The organism is Paenibacillus oryzisoli (assembly GCF_001653565.1).
Lineage (GTDB): Bacteria > Bacillota > Bacilli > Paenibacillales > NBRC-103111 > Paenibacillus_E > Paenibacillus_E oryzisoli.
On record NZ_LYPB01000088.1, the window covers coordinates 77988 to 94779 of the forward strand.

Genomic DNA, 16792 nt, shown 5'->3' on the forward strand with positions numbered 1-16792 from the left:
AAATATATGAATTGCATGAATTTGAATTGAAGGGGGCATTACGATGAATCACTTTTTTAAACAGAAACACCCGTATATCGCCATTATTGCCGTTTTCCTCGTTATTCTTCTATTGGGTATTGCACAACTTGGTTCGACAGTGAATCCTACGCCAAAGAATCTACCCGTATTGCTCGTTCAGATGGATGAGGGTGAGAAGCTTCCAACAGGTCAAGAAATGAATTTCGGAAAGTTGATTCAAGAGAAAATAACGGCTGTACCAGCAGGAGCAAACACTGTATCACCTCTTAAGTGGACGACACTTGCTACTGAACAAGAAGCGATCGATGCGATGAACAGAGAAATGGCCTACGCTGCGATTATCATCCCAACAGACTTCAGCCATAAGCTAGCAAGCTTATTATCCCCTGGGCCGCAGGCGTCATCCATAACGGTATACGTGAACCAAGGAATGAATAATACCGCGGCAACGATGGCCAGTGGCGTGCTGAGCCAGATCCTTAATGGCGTTAACGGTCAAGTGAGAGAGCAACTATTAGCGCAAGTTAGTCAAAAAGGCGGTACACTTACCGTCGACCAAACCAAAGCGTTCGCTTCACCAATCATCGTCACAAGCAAAAATATAAATGCCGTCGGCACGAACAGCGCGAATGGTAACGCACCTGTGGTGTTGACCCAGCTTGCTTGGTTTGGAGCCATGGTGACAACTTTACTTCTCTTCATGGCTGCTGGAAAAGCAACACAAACCGGTTCCCGCTCGCATCGCTTTGGGATTCAAGTATCCCAATTGCTCAGTGGCATCGTCATCACCGCGGCTTCTGCTGCCAGTATTCTACTTGTAGTAGGCAAATGGCTGGGCTTAACTATCCCGAATTATTGGGAAATGGGCTTGTTCCTTACTTTCGTCGGCTTCGCCTTCTTCCTGCTGCAAACGGCCATTGTGAGTTGGCTCGGCTTAAAAGGTGTACCACTGTTCGTGCTCGTGTTCTTCTTCGGTGCACCCGTACTCTCGTTGCCGCTAGAGCTACTGCCATCGTTCAGCCAAGATTGGCTGTATTCGTGGCTGCCGCTTCGCTTCTCTGCGGAGGGTCTTCGAGATCTGTTCTACTTCCGTCAGAACTTGAATTTGAGCAGCCCGATGTGGACCTTAGGCACGATTGGTGCCGTGGCTATGGTGATTATTTTCTTGTCCCTGTTAAAAAAGCACGATCAACCTGCAGCTAAAGTGGAGGCTTCCCGTTCTATGTAACACAGTCAATCTGTTGTAGATACCACAGAAATGTGAGCTAGGCGAAGGATGGCCCTTGCCCTGAACCCTTAACCAGCGACAATTATAGTAGCTGATGACAAAAAGCCTCCAACCTGATACCAATCCAGGTTCGGAGGCTTTTTGCTTTTCATTTTATCAGTATTATATGAACATCACCGCAAATCATTATAATGCTGCATCTTCATAAAGTGAATGGTGACCGTTGTCCCCTCGCCAACCACACTGGTTATCGATAGATCATGACCTAGTTTCAGCGCCATTTGTTTGGCTAAATAGAGTCCCATTCCGGTTGAACGGCTGTGTGTTCGGCCATTCACCCCGGTGAAACCTTTATCGAACACGCGACCGAGATCAGCGGCATCGATGCCAATTCCGGTATCCTGGATGATCAATCGCTTCTCGGAGTCGCTTTCCTCTGAACGGAAGGCAATGCTGCCACCGTTGTTTGTGTAAGTCAAGGCGTTCGACACGATCTGGCCAATGATGTAGCTCAGCCACTTGCTATCGCTATTTACGACGAGGGTAAGTGATTCCATGTCCGGACGTATCCTTTTTGCGATAAACAGTTTGGCAACCTTCTTGATACTCTCCTTCACTAGCAGGTTCAATGACAACTCCGAGATGAAGTAATCTCGAGAAAAGGAGTCAATTCGCGAATAGTAGAGCGCTTGCTCGACATAGCTGTCGATCTTGCTAAGCTCGTCTTCGAGTTTGTCTACGAGGTATTCCGCGGTTTTGCCAGCGCGATTCTCCATGATCAGACGGCTGGCCGCGATGGGCAGCTTCACTTCATGAATCCAGGAGAGAATGAACTCCTGATGATTGCGAATCTCCGACTGCAGGAGATGCGTTTCGTTGGCTTGATCTTTGGACAGCTGAGTTAACAGCTGTAGATAGAGCTCTTGCTCGTTCGTCTGAGGTTCGGGCATCGCCGCGATGGCCCAATCTTGATGTTGGCTTTTGCCAAGAAACTCGCTCAATTCCTTGTAGAAGGACTTTCGATAGAAGTAGCCAAAGATTATATAGAAGGCAGCGAATAGAAAACAGCCCGCATTCGTGTAAGCAATATTATTGAGGGCGGCCTGCCCTTTGACACTGACTAGCATAATCATTGAAATGAATAGCATCGTTCCCGCATACATCCCGATGAAATAACGTTTATCCTTCAAATAAGAGAGAAAACTCATGGGATCATGTACCCTTGCCCTTTCTTGGTGGTGATGTAATCATCGCGCCCAAGTTCTGCAAGCTTTTTGCGCAAGCGGGTGATATTAACGGTTAACGTATTATCGTCAACGAAACTTTCATCTTCCCAAAGTCCGCGCATCATCTGCTCCCGGCTGACGATGGACCCTTGATGCTGCATGAGAATGGTGAGGATTTTGAATTCATTGCGGGTAAGCTCTGTTTTCTGATCTCCACACGTAATGTCACCGTCTTTCAAATCCAGAACGACACCATTATGGGTCATTACGTTAGCTGATGTTTCCATATAGGAGTAGGTTCGGCGGAGCAGCGCATTGATTTTGGCTACGAGGACATCGGTGTAGAAAGGCTTCTGGATAAAATCATCGCCACCCATATTCATGGACATGACCATATCCATCGGTGTATTGCGAGACGAGAGGAAGAGAATGGGGACATTCGAAACTTCCCTGATTTGGCGGCACCAATAGAATCCGTCGAACGCCGGTAAATTAATATCCATCAGCACGAGATGGGGATTTTCGTTCACATAAACGGTGAGTACGGCGTCGAATTGCTCGATAATAATCGTTTCAAACCCCCAGCGGCCCAGTGCTTCAGCCACCGTATCCCGTATCGTTTTATCATCTTCCACGATCATAATTTTCACAATCAGTCGATACCTCCTTAAGGGACGGATGAGCCGATTATACCACTTCACCAGAAATCGTAGCATAATCATGACAAAATTGTAAGATAACGCAGAGACGTTGTAAGTTACTTCGATGGTTGCCGGATCCCGAAGATTGTAGGATAGAGATATCAGGAATCAAACCATGGTATTGGAGGAAAACCGCTATGAAGACAATTGTGGAAGCCAAACAGTTAAAGAAAGTATACGGGAACAAAGGCAATGTATTTACGGCATTGAAAGATATCGATTTGACCATTACCCAAGGTGAATTTGTCGGCATTATGGGACCATCTGGATCAGGCAAAACGACGCTGTTGAATCTGATAGCCACAATAGACCAACCAACTTCGGGGGAAATCGTTGTTGACGGGGTTAGTCTCGTGAAGATGAAGGAGGCAGAGCTGGCGAAGTTTCGCCGTGATAAGCTGGGCTTCATTTTCCAAGATTATAATTTGCTCGATACGTTGACTGTGAAGGAGAACATCATTCTCCCGCTTGCCCTAGCAAGAATGAAAGTGTCTGAATTGGAGCGCCGCGTTGAGGTGATCAGCAAGAAGTTCGGCATTGATCCCTTGCTGGATAAGTACCCGTACCAAATCTCTGGCGGCCAGAAGCAACGAACAGCCGCATGCCGCGCCATCGTGTCGAACCCCAGTCTCGTACTGGCAGATGAACCTACAGGGGCGCTGGATTCGAAATCTGCAACGGAGTTGCTGGAGAGTTTACAGACTTTGAATGTGCAGGATCAATCAACCATTCTTATTGTGACGCATGATGCCTTTGCAGCTAGCTATTGTACACGTGTCGTGTTTATTAAAGATGGTCAATTATTTACGGAGTTAAATAAGGGGACGTCTTCGCGCAAGGAGTTCTTCAACAAAGTGATGGATGTGCTCTCGGTGCTAGGGGGTGGGGCGAGTGAACTTATTTAGTCTGGCTAGAAAGAATGTGATTGGTAATCTTAAGAATTATGGGATCTATTTCATCTCCATGATTTTCAGTGTCCTCATCTATTATACTTTCGTTTCTTTACGTTACAGTGAGGAAATCGCGGCGAATATGCAGAAATGGGAAGGCATGAAGTCCGTTTTCACACAAGCTTCCATTATTCTCATCCTGTTTGTAGCGGTGTTTATCTGGTATTCCAATTCTTTTTTTACCAAAAAAAGGAAGAAAGAAGTGGGTCTATACGCCTTGCTTGGTGTGAGGAAGCGTAAGATCGGTACGATGTTATTTTATGAAAATATGATAATGGGGATTGGCGCGGTTGGCGTGGGGATTGTACTAGGTACGTTACTATCCAAGTTATTCGCGATGATGTTTCTTAAGCTGTTGGATTCAACAGTCGAAGTCAGCTTTAGCATTTCATCTGAGGCGATTGTGAATACGTTGATCGTATTTGCGATCATTATCGTGGTCACTTCGATCCATAGCTATCGCTTGATCTATCGTTTCCAGCTCGTGGATTTGTTCAAGGCAGAACAAGAGGGGGAGCAGGTTCCGAAGCCATCGGCATTCTCAGCGGTGTTGGCAGTTGCCCTATTGATAACCGGCTACTGGACGGTATTTCAGCCTATGACGACTTCTGTTCAAATGGGACGGAACTTCCTCATTATCTTCGGCAGCCTGATCGCCGGTACGTACCTGCTATTCCGGTATGCGCTTATTTATATCTTGAAAATCGCCCAAAAGACAAAGTCGCGCTACTATAAAGGCATGAATATGATTTCCACAGCCCAATTGATCTACCGCATTCGCGGGAATACGCGGATGTTCACGATGATTGCGTTGCTCAGTGCGCTCACGCTTTGCGCAGTTACGGTAGGTTCAAGCTCCTACTTCACCATTACCAAGGATGCAGAAGAAGAAGCACCTTTCAGTTACATGCACATTTCCCAAGGAGCAAGCTTCGATGGGCAAGTACGTGCTATGTTGGAGGGAGACCAAGAACACCCCATTGAAGCGAAGCTGGATGTTCCGATTATCCGTGTGAAAGCAGATGTGACGAATTTCTATTATCATCCATCGGGTCATGACATGAGAGCCGTTCCGATTAAGCTCATTTCGGCTTCGACGTACAATAAGACTTCCGATGTGTTGAATCGACAAGGCTTGATTGAACTGCAAGACCACGATATTGCCATTATTCAGCCTAGATATGCCACTTTTACCGATAATGAGGTGTTTGGGAATACGATTTCGGTCAACGCTCAGACGGATAGCCAGACCCTGACCGTGAAGCAGCGTATCGTAGGAAGAGTGCTTCCTTGGGGCTTCCCCGATCTCGTCTTCATCGTCAGTGACACCCTGTATGCTAAGCTGCTGCCAGGATTAGAAGAAGTGACGTACAAGGGGTATGTCGTCAAGAATCAAGGATCTACGAAGGAGACGTCTACTTCCCTTATGAAGCTGAAGACAGATCAGAACGGAATGTCCACCTACTATTATCAGTATCGGCAAAACATGGAGGGAGCTGGGCTTGATATATTCACGCTGGGCTTCCTAGGGCTTGTCTTCCTGGCCGCAACAGGATGTATGATTTACTTCAAACAGTTAACGGATACGAATGAAGACAAGGCACGCTATGCGATGCTGCGTAAGATCGGTGTAAGCCGCAAAGAAATTAGCACGACGATCGCCAAACAGACCTTGTTCGTGTTCATGCTGCCACTTCTGCTAGGCGTTACCCACAGCATCATGGTTCTTAAAGCTTTGACGGCCATCCAGCTCATTAGCGGAGAGATCCTCATCCCGGTGATGATAACGACGGTCCTATATGGGGCTATTTATTTCTGCTACTTCGTGCTATGTCTCGGAGCCTCGAACCGTATTGTCAGCAGGTAAAATGGTAAATGTGACGCCATCGGTTTCATTCTTAGCCCCAACGTTCATCCCGTGATGATCCATGATTTGTTTCACGATGGCGAGACCGAGACCGAACTGCCCCTTGCCGCCAGTGCGGAAGGGCTCGAACAGATTATCCGCGATTTCCTGATCGAGCAGCGGACCGTCGTTATTCATCTGAATTTCCCAATGAGGCGAGGGAGTCATGCGGATCCGAATGCAAGTCTCGGCATAGCGCAGCTGATTATCCAGCATGTTCTCCAAAGCGATCTTCCATTGTTCTTGATCGCCAAGGAGCGTGTGAGGAGCGATGTTCAGCTCCCAGGTGATCTCAGGGCGCTTATAGCGAAGTCGCTCAACAACATCTTCAATGACCGCTTTAATGTCAAAAGGATGGAAAGGCTTCTCTTTGGCCGTAAAGTAATTCAATTTGTTCAGCAATAACAGATCGCGAATGCGCTTCTCTAGGCGTTCGCCTTCTTTCATAATAACGCCTAAACTGGCACTTAATGTGCCTTTGGGAAAAACACCGTCTTGAATGGATTGCGCATAACTGCGGATCACCATGACTGGTGTTTTTAGTTCGTGCGACGTATGCTGCAGGAAGAACTGCTGCGCATGATCCTGCTTCACAAGCCGCTGCCGCATAAGTTCGATCGCTTTGCCCAGGCGCCCAATCTCATCTTTGCGGCGGCCCGTATCGATGGGCTCGTGCCAATCGCGTTCAGCCATGCGTCCCACGTGCTGTTCCATCTGCACGAGCGGGCGTGTGAAATAGCGCGCCAGCAATAAGCAAGGCATCCAGCTGACTACGATAAGGCCAACCATCAGCAGCATGAGTCTGCCGAACATCGACATAATGAGATCGTTGCGGTAGTTGCCCCAGGCATAGGAAACGATGAAGTTAGGTGCTCCTTGGACGGTCTCTTTGCGGATAACATAGAAGATACTGTTGTTATCAATCATGCGCGTATACTTGGCCACAGGCTGCATTTGGGCCAAAGCATCCTTCTCCATGGCCGCCATGAAGGGTTCTGCAGAACGCAGAGTTGTCGTAGTAGCAGTTGTAGCTGCGATGGCCTGAGCTGCTTGTGTGCCGCTAATGGTGAAATGGCGGATGGACGGGCCGGTCAATGTACCCTCCAAAGGCGCTGTTATCTGAGCAGATAGTGTAGCGACTGCTGTTAATGTGCCAGCAGCAGTGCTAGAACTCGGCGGTGTCCCCATAGTGGCCATGCCGCTGGCTTCCATACCAGGCACAACAATGACACGGTTGCCTTGCAAGGGCTGTGCTTGTGATTTGATAAGGTCTATAGGACTTTGCGTAATCGGAATGGCAAAAACAGGGCTAGGAGGCTCTGCGAGGGTCGCTTCTACTTGAAGACCGCTTTGGGTATCGAGCAGAATATTATAGAGCTGCTCGGTGAAGAAGCCCTTTAACGTCCAAGGCAGTAATACTGCGAGCAGTGTGAATATCAGCAGGGTTAGTGCAGCGAAGGCACTCCATAACTTCAAAGCGAGCGGCCACTGGCCTAGTCGAACACTCATGATTTCACCATCCTATATCCATATCCGTATACGGTTTCTAAACGTAGATCGGGTAACTTGCGGCGGACTCGCCGTACTAAATCATCCACAACACGATCGGTGCCGAAGTAGTCGATGCCCCATACGGAGCGCAATACTTGCTCACGTTCGAGCACGTGTCCCTGATGCTGAATGAAATAGAGCAGCAGCTCGAATTCCTTCGAGGTCAAATCGAGCGTTGCGCCATCACTGTCGGTTACCGTGCGGGCGGGCTCGTCGATGGTATAGGAAGCTAACGTTGTAAGCTGTGCGCGTCGTTCCATGGAAGCTGTTAGCGGGCTGTTCCCTTGCCGCGCATAGACGCGCTCTAGCAACTTGCGACAGCGGATGACTAGCTCGCGAGGCAGGAACGGCTTGGCCAAATAGTCGTCGCTCCCAAGCTCAAGGCCAATAATTCGATCGATATCGGCATCGCGGGCCGAGATGAAGATAACCGGCTGCGTCGGTTGATCAGCTTTAATCTCGCGGATGAGCTGGAAGCCATCCACGCCAGGCAACATAATATCGAGGACCCACAAGTCCGGCCGCTCCGAGATTGCCTCTCTAGCTGAAGTTCCATCGGGGAACGAACGCACCTGCCACCCCTCTTTCTCCAAATAGGCTGCTAATACGCCTCGTAAATGTTCTTCATCTTCGACTAAATAGATGCTGTACATCCTATATCACGCCTTCCATGCCTTATCTAACACCCTATCTAACACCCTATCTAACATGAGGAAAAGTGGAGCCGATTCGCAGTGTATGCGATCGGATCCACCTTCTGTGCCTTTATTTTTTCTCAGCTTCTGTTGCTTGCTGCTCTTTGATTTTCGCAGTCATTTCACGCATGTCTGCTGTTCCCTTTACGAAATCCTTCAATAGATCTGGCAAGATCGCACGGATGGCTTCTGCATCGTCTGCTTCAACCGCGTCTGCTAATTTTTGTTGAAGCTTCATGCTCTCAGATTCTACCGGCTTAGCTATCATTATATCACTCGCTACTCCAGCCTCAACTGGAAGAACACGGGTAATCTGCTCGGGAAGTGTTCCATCGGACTTCGTTATGCTTGCAGTAAGGCCTTTAGTAGGAAAAGTTACTCCTTCTGGAAGGTCTTTGATCTCTGCAGCTGTGAGCGTAGGTAATAGAGGCAGTGCTTCAATGGCTTTGCCACCTTCTAATGAAGTAACGAAAGTAGCGCCTTCCGCAGGGACTACTTGTAGGGCACCATCCGCAGTATCTTTACTTGAAATGGTGATGGTCTGAGCGAAAGAAGGCTTAGGCAGATCCGCTTCTGCTTGTTTCCGATCATCGAGTGCTTTCTTCCAGTCAGCAAGCGTATCTGGTGCGTATGTCGTGGCGAGCATTTTCAAGTAGTTGCGCTCATGAGCAGGTTGGTTAAGCAAGCCCGCACTCGAAGAGCGGAATAGAAGGGCTGGCGCTGCTCCAACAGCCTTTACCATTTGTACCGATTTGGCTGTGGGATGTGTTTCACTTGTGGTATCTGCCGCAGATGCACTTACTGCTCCGAATGCGATGGTTGTCATAATAGCTAGCAGGCTCGTTTGAACGGCGCGTTTTTTCCATGTTGTTTTCATAATGTGAAAACTCCTTTCGATTTATGTAGCATGCAGGGATGGTTGATTTCCCTTACACCCTTACTGTACCGAAAGATTATGGACATCCTATCGTAAGATTGTGGGAAATTGTGTGATGGAACGCCAAACACCACCTTAGAGGAGAATGCCTCTGTGGTGGTGTTTGTTGCATGCTGCTACGTTGGTTGCCTTACATGTCTTACATACCCAAATGCAGCTTCCGCGTATTCAAGACCCCTGCAAGTCCTGTTGGATCTTGATTTACTTTATATTGAACGAAAGCCTCAGCTTGTTCCGACGTACGAAGGCGTAACGGTTTAGGATCCATCTCGGTGACGAGCTTCACGACGACATCGGCAACGGACTCTGACGTTTGTGGGACTGAATTTCGTTTGGAGAATGCATCTAAATATTGCGTGATAATCGGTTTATAATCATCTTCCAAGATGCCGCCGGTCTTCTGCACATGCCCCAGTACCGTAGCGTTGAAATTCGTCGCAATGGCTCCAGGCTCCACCAGCGTGACGTCGATACCGAAAGCGGGCTTATAGTAAGTAGCTAAGCTTTCAAGTAAACCTTCTACAGCAAATTTGGCTGCGCAGTAGATTTCATTGAAGGGTTGACCGACCAATCCTCCTACACTTGTCGTCGCGATAAGGTGAGCCGAATCTGATTTGCGAAGCAGGGGAAGTCCTGCCCGAATCGTATGCATCACACCGTAGACATTCGTATCGAATACAGCTTGAATTTCCTCGAAAGTCGCTTGTCCCAGCGCACGCAGAAAACCGAAACCTGCATTGCAAAGCAATACGTCCAGGTGCCCATGCTTAGCTTCAATCTCGCTGAAGGCTGTGTTCATAGATGCGGGATCCGTTACTTCCATTTCCATAAAATGAAGGTTCGAGACTTCTGTATATTGCTCTTGATCGCGAACAACGTTCCGCGTACCTGCATAGACGATCCAGCCAAGCTCGGCAAATTTCAAGGCAGTTGCAAGTCCGATACCTGATGAGGCGCCAGTAATAGCTATAATTTTATGCATAGGATGAACTCCTTATATGTTTATTTGTTGTACTGTTTAGTAACTAAACAATATACGCAGTAACCGAATTCGTCAACTGGAAAATGAAAAATCCCAACTTCTGTTGGGATTCTAAACAGGCATCTTCGCTAATAATTGTTGCAATGTTGCGAGCTCTTCCTCTGTATAGGCAGTGAAGAGTTGTTCAATTTTCGTACTATACGCAGCAAGGATGAGAATTATGAGCTCGTTTCCTTTCTCCGTCATTTGTAGAAGATGACTGCGGCGACTGGTCGGATGGGGTTTGCGGACGAGTAGTCCCTGCTCTTCCATTTTATCCAGAAGCTGTGTAATCGCCCCTCGGGTTAACCCAAATTCATTGGCAATATCGACCGCGATGCAGTCGGGATGTTTGCGCAGATACTCTAAGACATACATCATGATCGGTGATATCTGGAATTGAGGCAGAACCTGCGTTAAGTAAGAGGAAATGACATTCTTGATCCCGCGAAATTTAGTCGTCATCCATTCATGGTCAGGTGTTGACATACGTTGCCGTCCTTTAGTGATTAGTGTCTACCTAGTATGCCAAAAAAAATGACCCACAGCAACGGGCTGTGGGTCTAAGTTTATATTTTAAAGGGGGGTTGGTCTTTATTATAGGCAAGTTACATTAAAACAACATGAAAGTTAGATTTCATTTTCATTACAAATTTGTCAGTGGTAAAATAAGTTGGAGGGCTAAGCAGTAGCTTAAGCTGGAGAGCGGGGTATTTCCTATTGAAGCATTATTCCATGAGGTCACATCTAACAATAACATTTGCCCTAATGGCCTTGATCCCAATTCTCATACTAGGTGGTTTCCAGGTTTCGCAAATTAAGCATATTACGCAGGAAACGAATCAAAACCAACGGCAAACGACCTATCGTCTCGGGGATGCGGTTGAAGCTTATATGTCGTATCATCGCAATGCGGTTGAAACGTTGGCGGCCACGATCTCGGCTTCAGATGCAGCCTTCCGCAATCGGGAGAGTCTGACCTTGAAACTGCAGTCCTTGCAAGAGAATCTAGAGGGATTCACAGGCATATATGTGGTCGATGATCGAGGGACGATCAAAGCAACCCATGGATTGTCGACAGATCTGATTGGTATGGACGTTAATGTTCGTGACTACACAGCTCGTGTGAAGGCTGGACAGAAAGCGATTATATCTTCGTTATTTAAAGGTCCTGAGAGCTTGAACGAACCCGCTATTGCAATTGCTGTACCGATTTACAAGGGCAACAAGCAGGTGGACGGTTTCGTCTTGGCTGTACTTGAATTAGCGCCTATCAAGACGCTCGTTACCAAATATGATTATGGGACGGAAGCATACCCTGTCGTGCTCGATCATGCAGGTAAGCCCATTTACCATCCGAATGCAGCGCTAACTGAAACGATGGTGGATTTATCGAAGGAGCCAGTCGTCACGGACGCCAAAATGCTTAAACAGGGTGAGGGCACCTACACGCTAAGCACCTCGCCACATAAAGAACTCATTACATATAAGTTGATCCCAGACCTGAATCTTATTGTATGGGTAAGCAGATCGACAGCAGCTGTTAACGCAGCTTTCACGGAATCTTTACGAATCACGTTGCTGTTGGTTGTGTTCACGCTGATTGTAACTCTGCTGTTAGGCAGCCTATTGGCCCAAAGATTAAACGGCACGATCCACGCTTTAGTCGGCTATACCCAGCGGTTAGCTGGAGGCTCGTTCGCCCAGCCTCACCAGAAGGTCGTACCGCGTGGAGCGCCTTCGGAGCTGCATCAGCTTGCGGAGCATTTCTTCCGCATGGCTGCCCAAATTAAAGAGAACCAACGCGCTTTGCTGGAGCTAAATAGCCAGCTTGAACATCGTGTCGAGGAGCGGACTCAGCGATTGCAGGACGAGCATGCGACATTGAATGCCGTTCTGGAAAGCATGTCCGATGGGATTGTCCTGATTGATGTGCAGCATAACGTGCTGTATGCCAATCATCAAATGGCGGAAAGTTTCGCGATTCCAATGGGCGATTTATCCAATATGGCGGAAGCTGATTTATTTGAGCGCATTGCGGAGCTGTTGCCTGACTATCAGGATGAGCTTCAACTGCGCAAGTTGACGGCTGAGCCGCGAGTACAGAGTGCCTTGACGGTGAAAACAGCGCAAGGCAAACCACGCTTTATGATGGTATCTGCTTTTCAGGTCGCGCGGGAGGGGCGGGTATTTGGCCGCGGTTATGTGTGGCGTGACAGAACGAAGGAGCATGAAATCGATGCGCTTAAGAACGATCTCATTTCGCTCGCATCACATGAATTCAAAACCCCCATTACGAGTATCCGAGGTGGTGTGGAAACATTGCTGCGCAGGGATGCGCACTGGGATGAGGACTTTAAGCTGGAGCTGCTCGAGGGCATCCATGAGGATATAGGGCGTATCCAAGATCTCATAGATGAGTGGTTGGATATCTCCAAAATCGAGTCAGGTGCAATGGGGATTCATCCTCAACCGTTGAAGCTAGCTGCTGTCATCGAAAGTGCCAGACATCGACTGCCAGAAGATATTAGCGCGGATCGGTTGCAGTTCGAGGTTGAACTGCCTGCGGATATTCCGCTGGTCTTTGCAGATAAGCTTCGCATGGAGCAGGTGTTCTTGAACTTGTTCATCAATGCGGTTCGATATAACGAGCGGGAACCGATTATTCAGGTGACCACGGGTGTGGATGAAGTGTATGTGTACGTTCACGTGCAGGATAATGGGATCGGGATTGCCCAGGAGCATTTGGCCAAATTATTCGATCGCTTCTATCGCGTGGACGTATCTTCCAGTCGTCAAACAGGTGGCACGGGGCTTGGGCTGGCGATTTGCAAAGGAATTATGGAAGCCCATGGCGGCGCGATTCAAGTGGAAAGTCAGCTCGGTGAGGGAAGTCGGTTCACACTATTAATTCCACGGTTTAACGGGGGAGATGAACTAACATGAGCGCGAAGAAAATCATGATCGTTGACGATGAGCCCAAGATCATTCGTTTCATCGCGGCGAATTTGAAATCCTTAGGTTACGAAACGGTAGCCTGTCAAAGCGGAGCGGAGGCGCTAGAGAAAGCAGAGGCCGTCGATCCGGATCTGATATTGTTGGATTTGATGATGCCTGGGATGGATGGCTTCGAAGTATTGCGCAGACTGCGAGCCTATTCGAGTGTGCCTGTCATCATGCTAACTGCAAGGAGCAATGGTGCGGATAAAGTGCAGGGGTTGAATCTCGGGGCAGATGATTATTTGACCAAGCCGTTCTCGCTGGACGAGCTATTCGCTAGAGTCAACGCGGTGCTTCGGCGTTTGGATGGACGCATGCCTGCGCCTTCTACGGTGAGTGAATTGACCGTTGGTCCTGTTAACGTCAATCTAGCTCAGCGCCGGATAAGACTGGGTGGAGTGGACGTGAAATTTACGGAGACCGAGTATAATCTGTTCGTGCTTCTCTTGCAGCATGAAGGCAAAGTCATGACGCATGAGCAGTTGCTGGGCGAGATTTGGGGGAGCGAGTACCGCGATGAGGTTGAGTACCTGCGCGTAACGATCGCGCGAATTCGTCAGAAGTTGAAGGCCCACACCGAGGGGCAGGAGCTGATCGTGACCTACCCCGGTGTTGGTTATATGGCGAAGGGGGATTAGTTGATGTGAATATGAGCATGGTGATGCACTTCGGATTCCGAGTCGCTTCGAAGGGCAAGAATGAGCCAAGACTAATTACCCGTCAGAAGCTGCACATCAAGCGGATAATCGGGCAGTTCCATTTCACGCGTTGACCCAGATGTCAGGTCGACCACCGTCATTCCATTCCAGCCGGTATCCGCATAGGTTACACCTCCCGTGAGGTAGGCATAACGACCGTCGCCGCTGGTGGCGACCATTTGGTGCATGCGAGTTAACGGCATGATCTTCTCTGCATAGGTGTTCACATCGAGCACAGTCAAGTTAGGCTTGCCTGTAGCGCTGCCTGCAGAACCGATGCCAACGATCAGCAACTGCTTGCCGTCAGGCGTAAGGGTGACACCCTCTTGATGGGTGTTGCCCGTCAACGGTTCCGTTGTGTAGCTGCCGCTCTTCGGGTCAAGCACCACAAGGCCTCGGCCTTGATAAGGCAGAAGCAAGCGGCCATCCCCGCGGACGGCGGCGTAGTGCGGCTTCTCGAAGCCGCCTTTGCCGAAAGGAGCAGCCTCTAGGGTGCGGCTTTTGAGGCCAAAGGGATCAACGGCCGTCACCGTGTAGCCGTCGTGATCAATACTGTAGACTTCGCGGCCGTCTAGGCTGGTCACGACATCGAAAGGTCGCACACCTATCGCAACTCGGCCCGTCATCGCGAGCTTTTCCGTGTCCAGAATCTCAAGCTGGCTCTTGCCGCCGTCGAGATACACGCCGACGTACACGAATTTACCATCCGGAGATACCGCGATTCCCATGCCGCCAGACCGATATTCACCGAAGCGTGGCTTGCCCACGTTGGCCTGATAAGGGATTAGCGCAAGTCGTGTACGGGTCTTTGTATCGATGACGGCGACACCTTCGGCGGTCGAGACATAGGCGCGATGATTCGGCCCTTTTGCAATGGCAAAAGGTGCTTTGCCTACGACAAGCTTCTCCAGCCGGCCTGAAGCGGGATCGAGGAAGGACATGTAGTCACTTTTGGAATGCGTCACCAGTAAAGTTGTCGTTGAAGCCGCCGTTGTTGGCGAAGGGCTCACAGTCGTAGGTGAAGAACTTGGCGCAGGCGTTGGTGTGGCAGCAGCAATTGGAGATTGTGTTGATGTCTTCGTCGGGGGGATGCTGGCCACTGCGCTCGTCTGCCCACTGCTACAGCCAACCAAGACAAGAAATAAGGTGAGCGGTGTTAAGCTTGCGAATAGGGATTTATGAGTAAATAGCATATCGATGATCACCTCTGGAAGTAGGGTTTTAATAGCTAAGGTAATAGTACCTGTGGATAAGTTTAGCCAAATAAGGTAAGGAAGAGAACCTGATACCAGGTCATCTTCCTTATCTTTTTGTTATTCAATGTTACTTTTCATGCTTACTTGTTCAAAGTCAATGTGACACCGGAAGCCGTAGCCCATGCCCCCACTGGCGCAACTGTGTACGTTGTACCTGGAGCCAACTCGGCATTATTGAGAAGCGTGAACGTACCAACAGCGCCTTTGCGTGTCGTCAAGCTGTATTCCGCAGTCAGAACGGTGCCATCGGCTGCCGTTAGAGATACGCGGCGTGAAACGAAGATTTCATCCTTCGGATCTTGTGTTAATGTCACTGCAATCGTCTTAGTATCGACTGTAGCAGCGGATTGAAGCTGGAGTGGAGCGATTTCTTTAGCTGTAAAAGTAGGGTTTTTCAAAGTCGCCCAGTCAGCGGAAACGGTGTACGTCACACCAGGTCTGAACGTTTCACCGTTAGGCAAAATGAACTTCGGCGCTTGGCGACCATCGGTTGCTTGCGTGAATGGCAAGTAATTCGCTGTCATCGTTGCCCCGCCTTCAGGGGTGATTTGAACTTGACGATTCCGCATGGAAGATAGGATTTGGTACGTCATCCCGTCGTAACGATTCTGATCGTCGACAATAAAGGAACCAGGGCGGCCCTTAGCATAAGCAGCAATGACATAACCATAATCCGCAACACCGTCAGTCAGATGGGATTCAACTTCAAAGAGATCATTGGCAACCTGAGCCGTTGAATCCAAACGGATTTTCTCCGTGCTAGCTGTGAAAGTAACAGCAGGTTGACCTTTATAGCTCAGCGAGTACGTTGTGCCTGCTTTCTGTGTTGGAACCGGTACGATATACGTGGATACAGAGCCTGTTTTGAGACGCGGCACGTTATTGATGGCAAGACCATTGTCAAAAACAAAGTTTTTGGACGCGGGATCCAGCTCTAATTCTGCCGTCGGAATCGGTGCTGAGAAGGTCACCTGCAGGGAGATGGCATTCAGCACGTCCAGCTTCGTTACACGAACGGGAGCCACTTGCTGAGCTTGGGTAAGAAGCAAGGCAGCTTGGCCGCGGGTTACTTGGCTGCTTAGCGAAGCATAGCTTGGCAACTGACGAATTGTTGCAGTGTCTACTTGAAGTACCGACGCAATGATGCTGCTCAACTGCTCGGATGTGATCGTCTGTGCCCCAGCAAATTGCTGGCCAGTTACACTGTTCATGGCGCCGAGTGCCTGAAGGGAAACCGCATAAGTATAGAACCAGTCTTGGGAAGTCACATCTGAGAAAGGACTAGCAGTCGCTGCATTCACAGAAGTGTTAACGTGGAAGGACAGGGCTACCATTTTGGCAATCTCACTGCGCGTGACCGCTTGGTTAGGTTTGAAGCTATTGTTCTCATAACCAGACAGCACCTGCTGCTGGGCTAATTGCTCAATCGCCGTCTGGATTCCTGCAACACTTGCTGAATCTGTGAATGGATTTGCTGCTAGGGCATGGTAAGGGAGAATAGCGGATAATCCGACAGTTGCTGAGATGGTAAGAGCGGCTAGAACTTTTTGTTTATTTTTCATCGAGAAACACTCCTCAAGTGGATTGGATTTGTTTGTTGCG

15 protein-coding genes are annotated in these 16792 nt (G+C 48.9%); 6 read left to right on the forward strand and 9 right to left on the reverse strand.

The window, feature by feature from the left end:
- Nucleotides 1–43: 43 nt before the first annotated feature.
- Entirely contained in the window at nt 44–1249 is a 1206-nt protein-coding gene (locus A8708_RS28155; RefSeq protein WP_068669244.1) for a YhgE/Pip domain-containing protein, read from the forward strand.
- 173 nt (nt 1250–1422) lie between these two features.
- Here A8708_RS28155 and A8708_RS28160 read toward each other — a convergent pair whose 3' ends face one another.
- Nucleotides 1423–2457, reverse strand: coding sequence for a sensor histidine kinase (locus tag A8708_RS28160; protein ID WP_068669246.1), 1035 nt, complete (start codon nt 2455–2457; stop codon nt 1423–1425).
- Nucleotides 2454–3125 carry a response regulator transcription factor gene (locus A8708_RS28165; RefSeq protein WP_068669248.1) on the reverse strand — a complete coding sequence of 224 codons (672 nt, stop codon included), beginning with the start codon at nt 3123–3125 and terminating at the stop codon, nt 2454–2456. Before A8708_RS28165 ends, A8708_RS28160 begins: the two co-directional genes overlap by 4 nt.
- Before the next feature lie 188 nt (nt 3126–3313).
- Between A8708_RS28165 and A8708_RS28170 the strand changes: the two genes are divergently transcribed.
- Entirely contained in the window at nt 3314–4081 is a 768-nt protein-coding gene (locus tag A8708_RS28170; RefSeq protein WP_068669250.1) for an ABC transporter ATP-binding protein, read from the forward strand.
- Nucleotides 4068–5993, forward strand: a complete 1926-nt coding sequence (locus tag A8708_RS28175; RefSeq protein ID WP_068669251.1) for an ABC transporter permease — start codon at nt 4068–4070, stop codon at nt 5991–5993. Before A8708_RS28170 ends, A8708_RS28175 begins: the two co-directional genes overlap by 14 nt.
- Here the strand turns inward: A8708_RS28175 and A8708_RS28180 are convergent.
- From A8708_RS28180 to A8708_RS28200, 5 genes are all read right to left on the reverse strand, one after another.
- The gene (locus A8708_RS28180; RefSeq protein WP_068669253.1) at nt 5955–7541 is read right to left on the reverse strand and encodes a sensor histidine kinase; all 1587 of its coding nucleotides are present in this window, start codon (nt 7539–7541) and stop codon (nt 5955–5957) included. The genes A8708_RS28175 and A8708_RS28180 overlap by 39 nt on opposite strands.
- Nucleotides 7538–8236: a response regulator transcription factor gene (locus A8708_RS28185; RefSeq protein ID WP_068669255.1), complete on the reverse strand. Its 699-nt coding sequence runs from the start codon at nt 8234–8236 to the stop codon at nt 7538–7540. The genes A8708_RS28180 and A8708_RS28185 overlap by 4 nt, the downstream gene beginning before the upstream one ends.
- 112 nt (nt 8237–8348) lie before the next feature.
- On the reverse strand, nt 8349–9155 hold the full coding sequence (locus tag A8708_RS28190) for a hypothetical protein (RefSeq protein WP_068669257.1): 807 nt from the start codon (nt 9153–9155) through the stop codon (nt 8349–8351).
- A 199-nt stretch (nt 9156–9354) separates the two neighbouring features.
- On the reverse strand, nt 9355–10197 hold the full coding sequence (locus A8708_RS28195) for an SDR family oxidoreductase (RefSeq protein WP_068669259.1): 843 nt from the start codon (nt 10195–10197) through the stop codon (nt 9355–9357).
- Nucleotides 10198–10308: 111 nt separating this feature from the next.
- Nucleotides 10309–10725, reverse strand: coding sequence for a MarR family winged helix-turn-helix transcriptional regulator (locus A8708_RS28200; RefSeq protein ID WP_068669260.1), 417 nt, complete (start codon nt 10723–10725; stop codon nt 10309–10311).
- Between the two features lie 246 nt (nt 10726–10971).
- On the opposite strand from A8708_RS28200, the gene A8708_RS28205 reads away from it, so the two are divergent.
- Together A8708_RS28205 and A8708_RS28210 are read left to right on the forward strand one after the other, a co-directional pair.
- Nucleotides 10972–13182, forward strand: a complete 2211-nt coding sequence (locus A8708_RS28205; protein ID WP_082927859.1) for a sensor histidine kinase — start codon at nt 10972–10974, stop codon at nt 13180–13182.
- Nucleotides 13179–13874 carry a response regulator transcription factor gene (locus A8708_RS28210; RefSeq protein WP_068669262.1) on the forward strand — a complete coding sequence of 232 codons (696 nt, stop codon included), beginning with the start codon at nt 13179–13181 and terminating at the stop codon, nt 13872–13874. The genes A8708_RS28205 and A8708_RS28210 overlap by 4 nt, the downstream gene beginning before the upstream one ends.
- Before the next feature lie 71 nt (nt 13875–13945).
- On the opposite strand, the gene A8708_RS28215 is transcribed toward A8708_RS28210, so the two are convergent.
- Nucleotides 13946–14899, reverse strand: a complete 954-nt coding sequence (locus A8708_RS28215; protein ID WP_204787656.1) for a hypothetical protein — start codon at nt 14897–14899, stop codon at nt 13946–13948.
- Here A8708_RS28215 and A8708_RS36245 point away from each other — a divergent pair.
- Complete coding sequence (locus tag A8708_RS36245) at nt 14886–15116, forward strand: hypothetical protein (protein ID WP_204787657.1); 231 nt, start codon at nt 14886–14888, stop codon at nt 15114–15116. The genes A8708_RS28215 and A8708_RS36245 overlap by 14 nt on opposite strands.
- Before the next feature lie 154 nt (nt 15117–15270).
- Here A8708_RS36245 and A8708_RS28220 read toward each other — a convergent pair whose 3' ends face one another.
- Nucleotides 15271–16752 (reverse strand): S-layer homology domain-containing protein, encoded by a 1482-nt coding sequence (locus A8708_RS28220; protein ID WP_068669264.1) that lies wholly within the window; start codon nt 16750–16752, stop codon nt 15271–15273.
- Between the last annotated feature and the right edge of the window lie 40 nt (nt 16753–16792).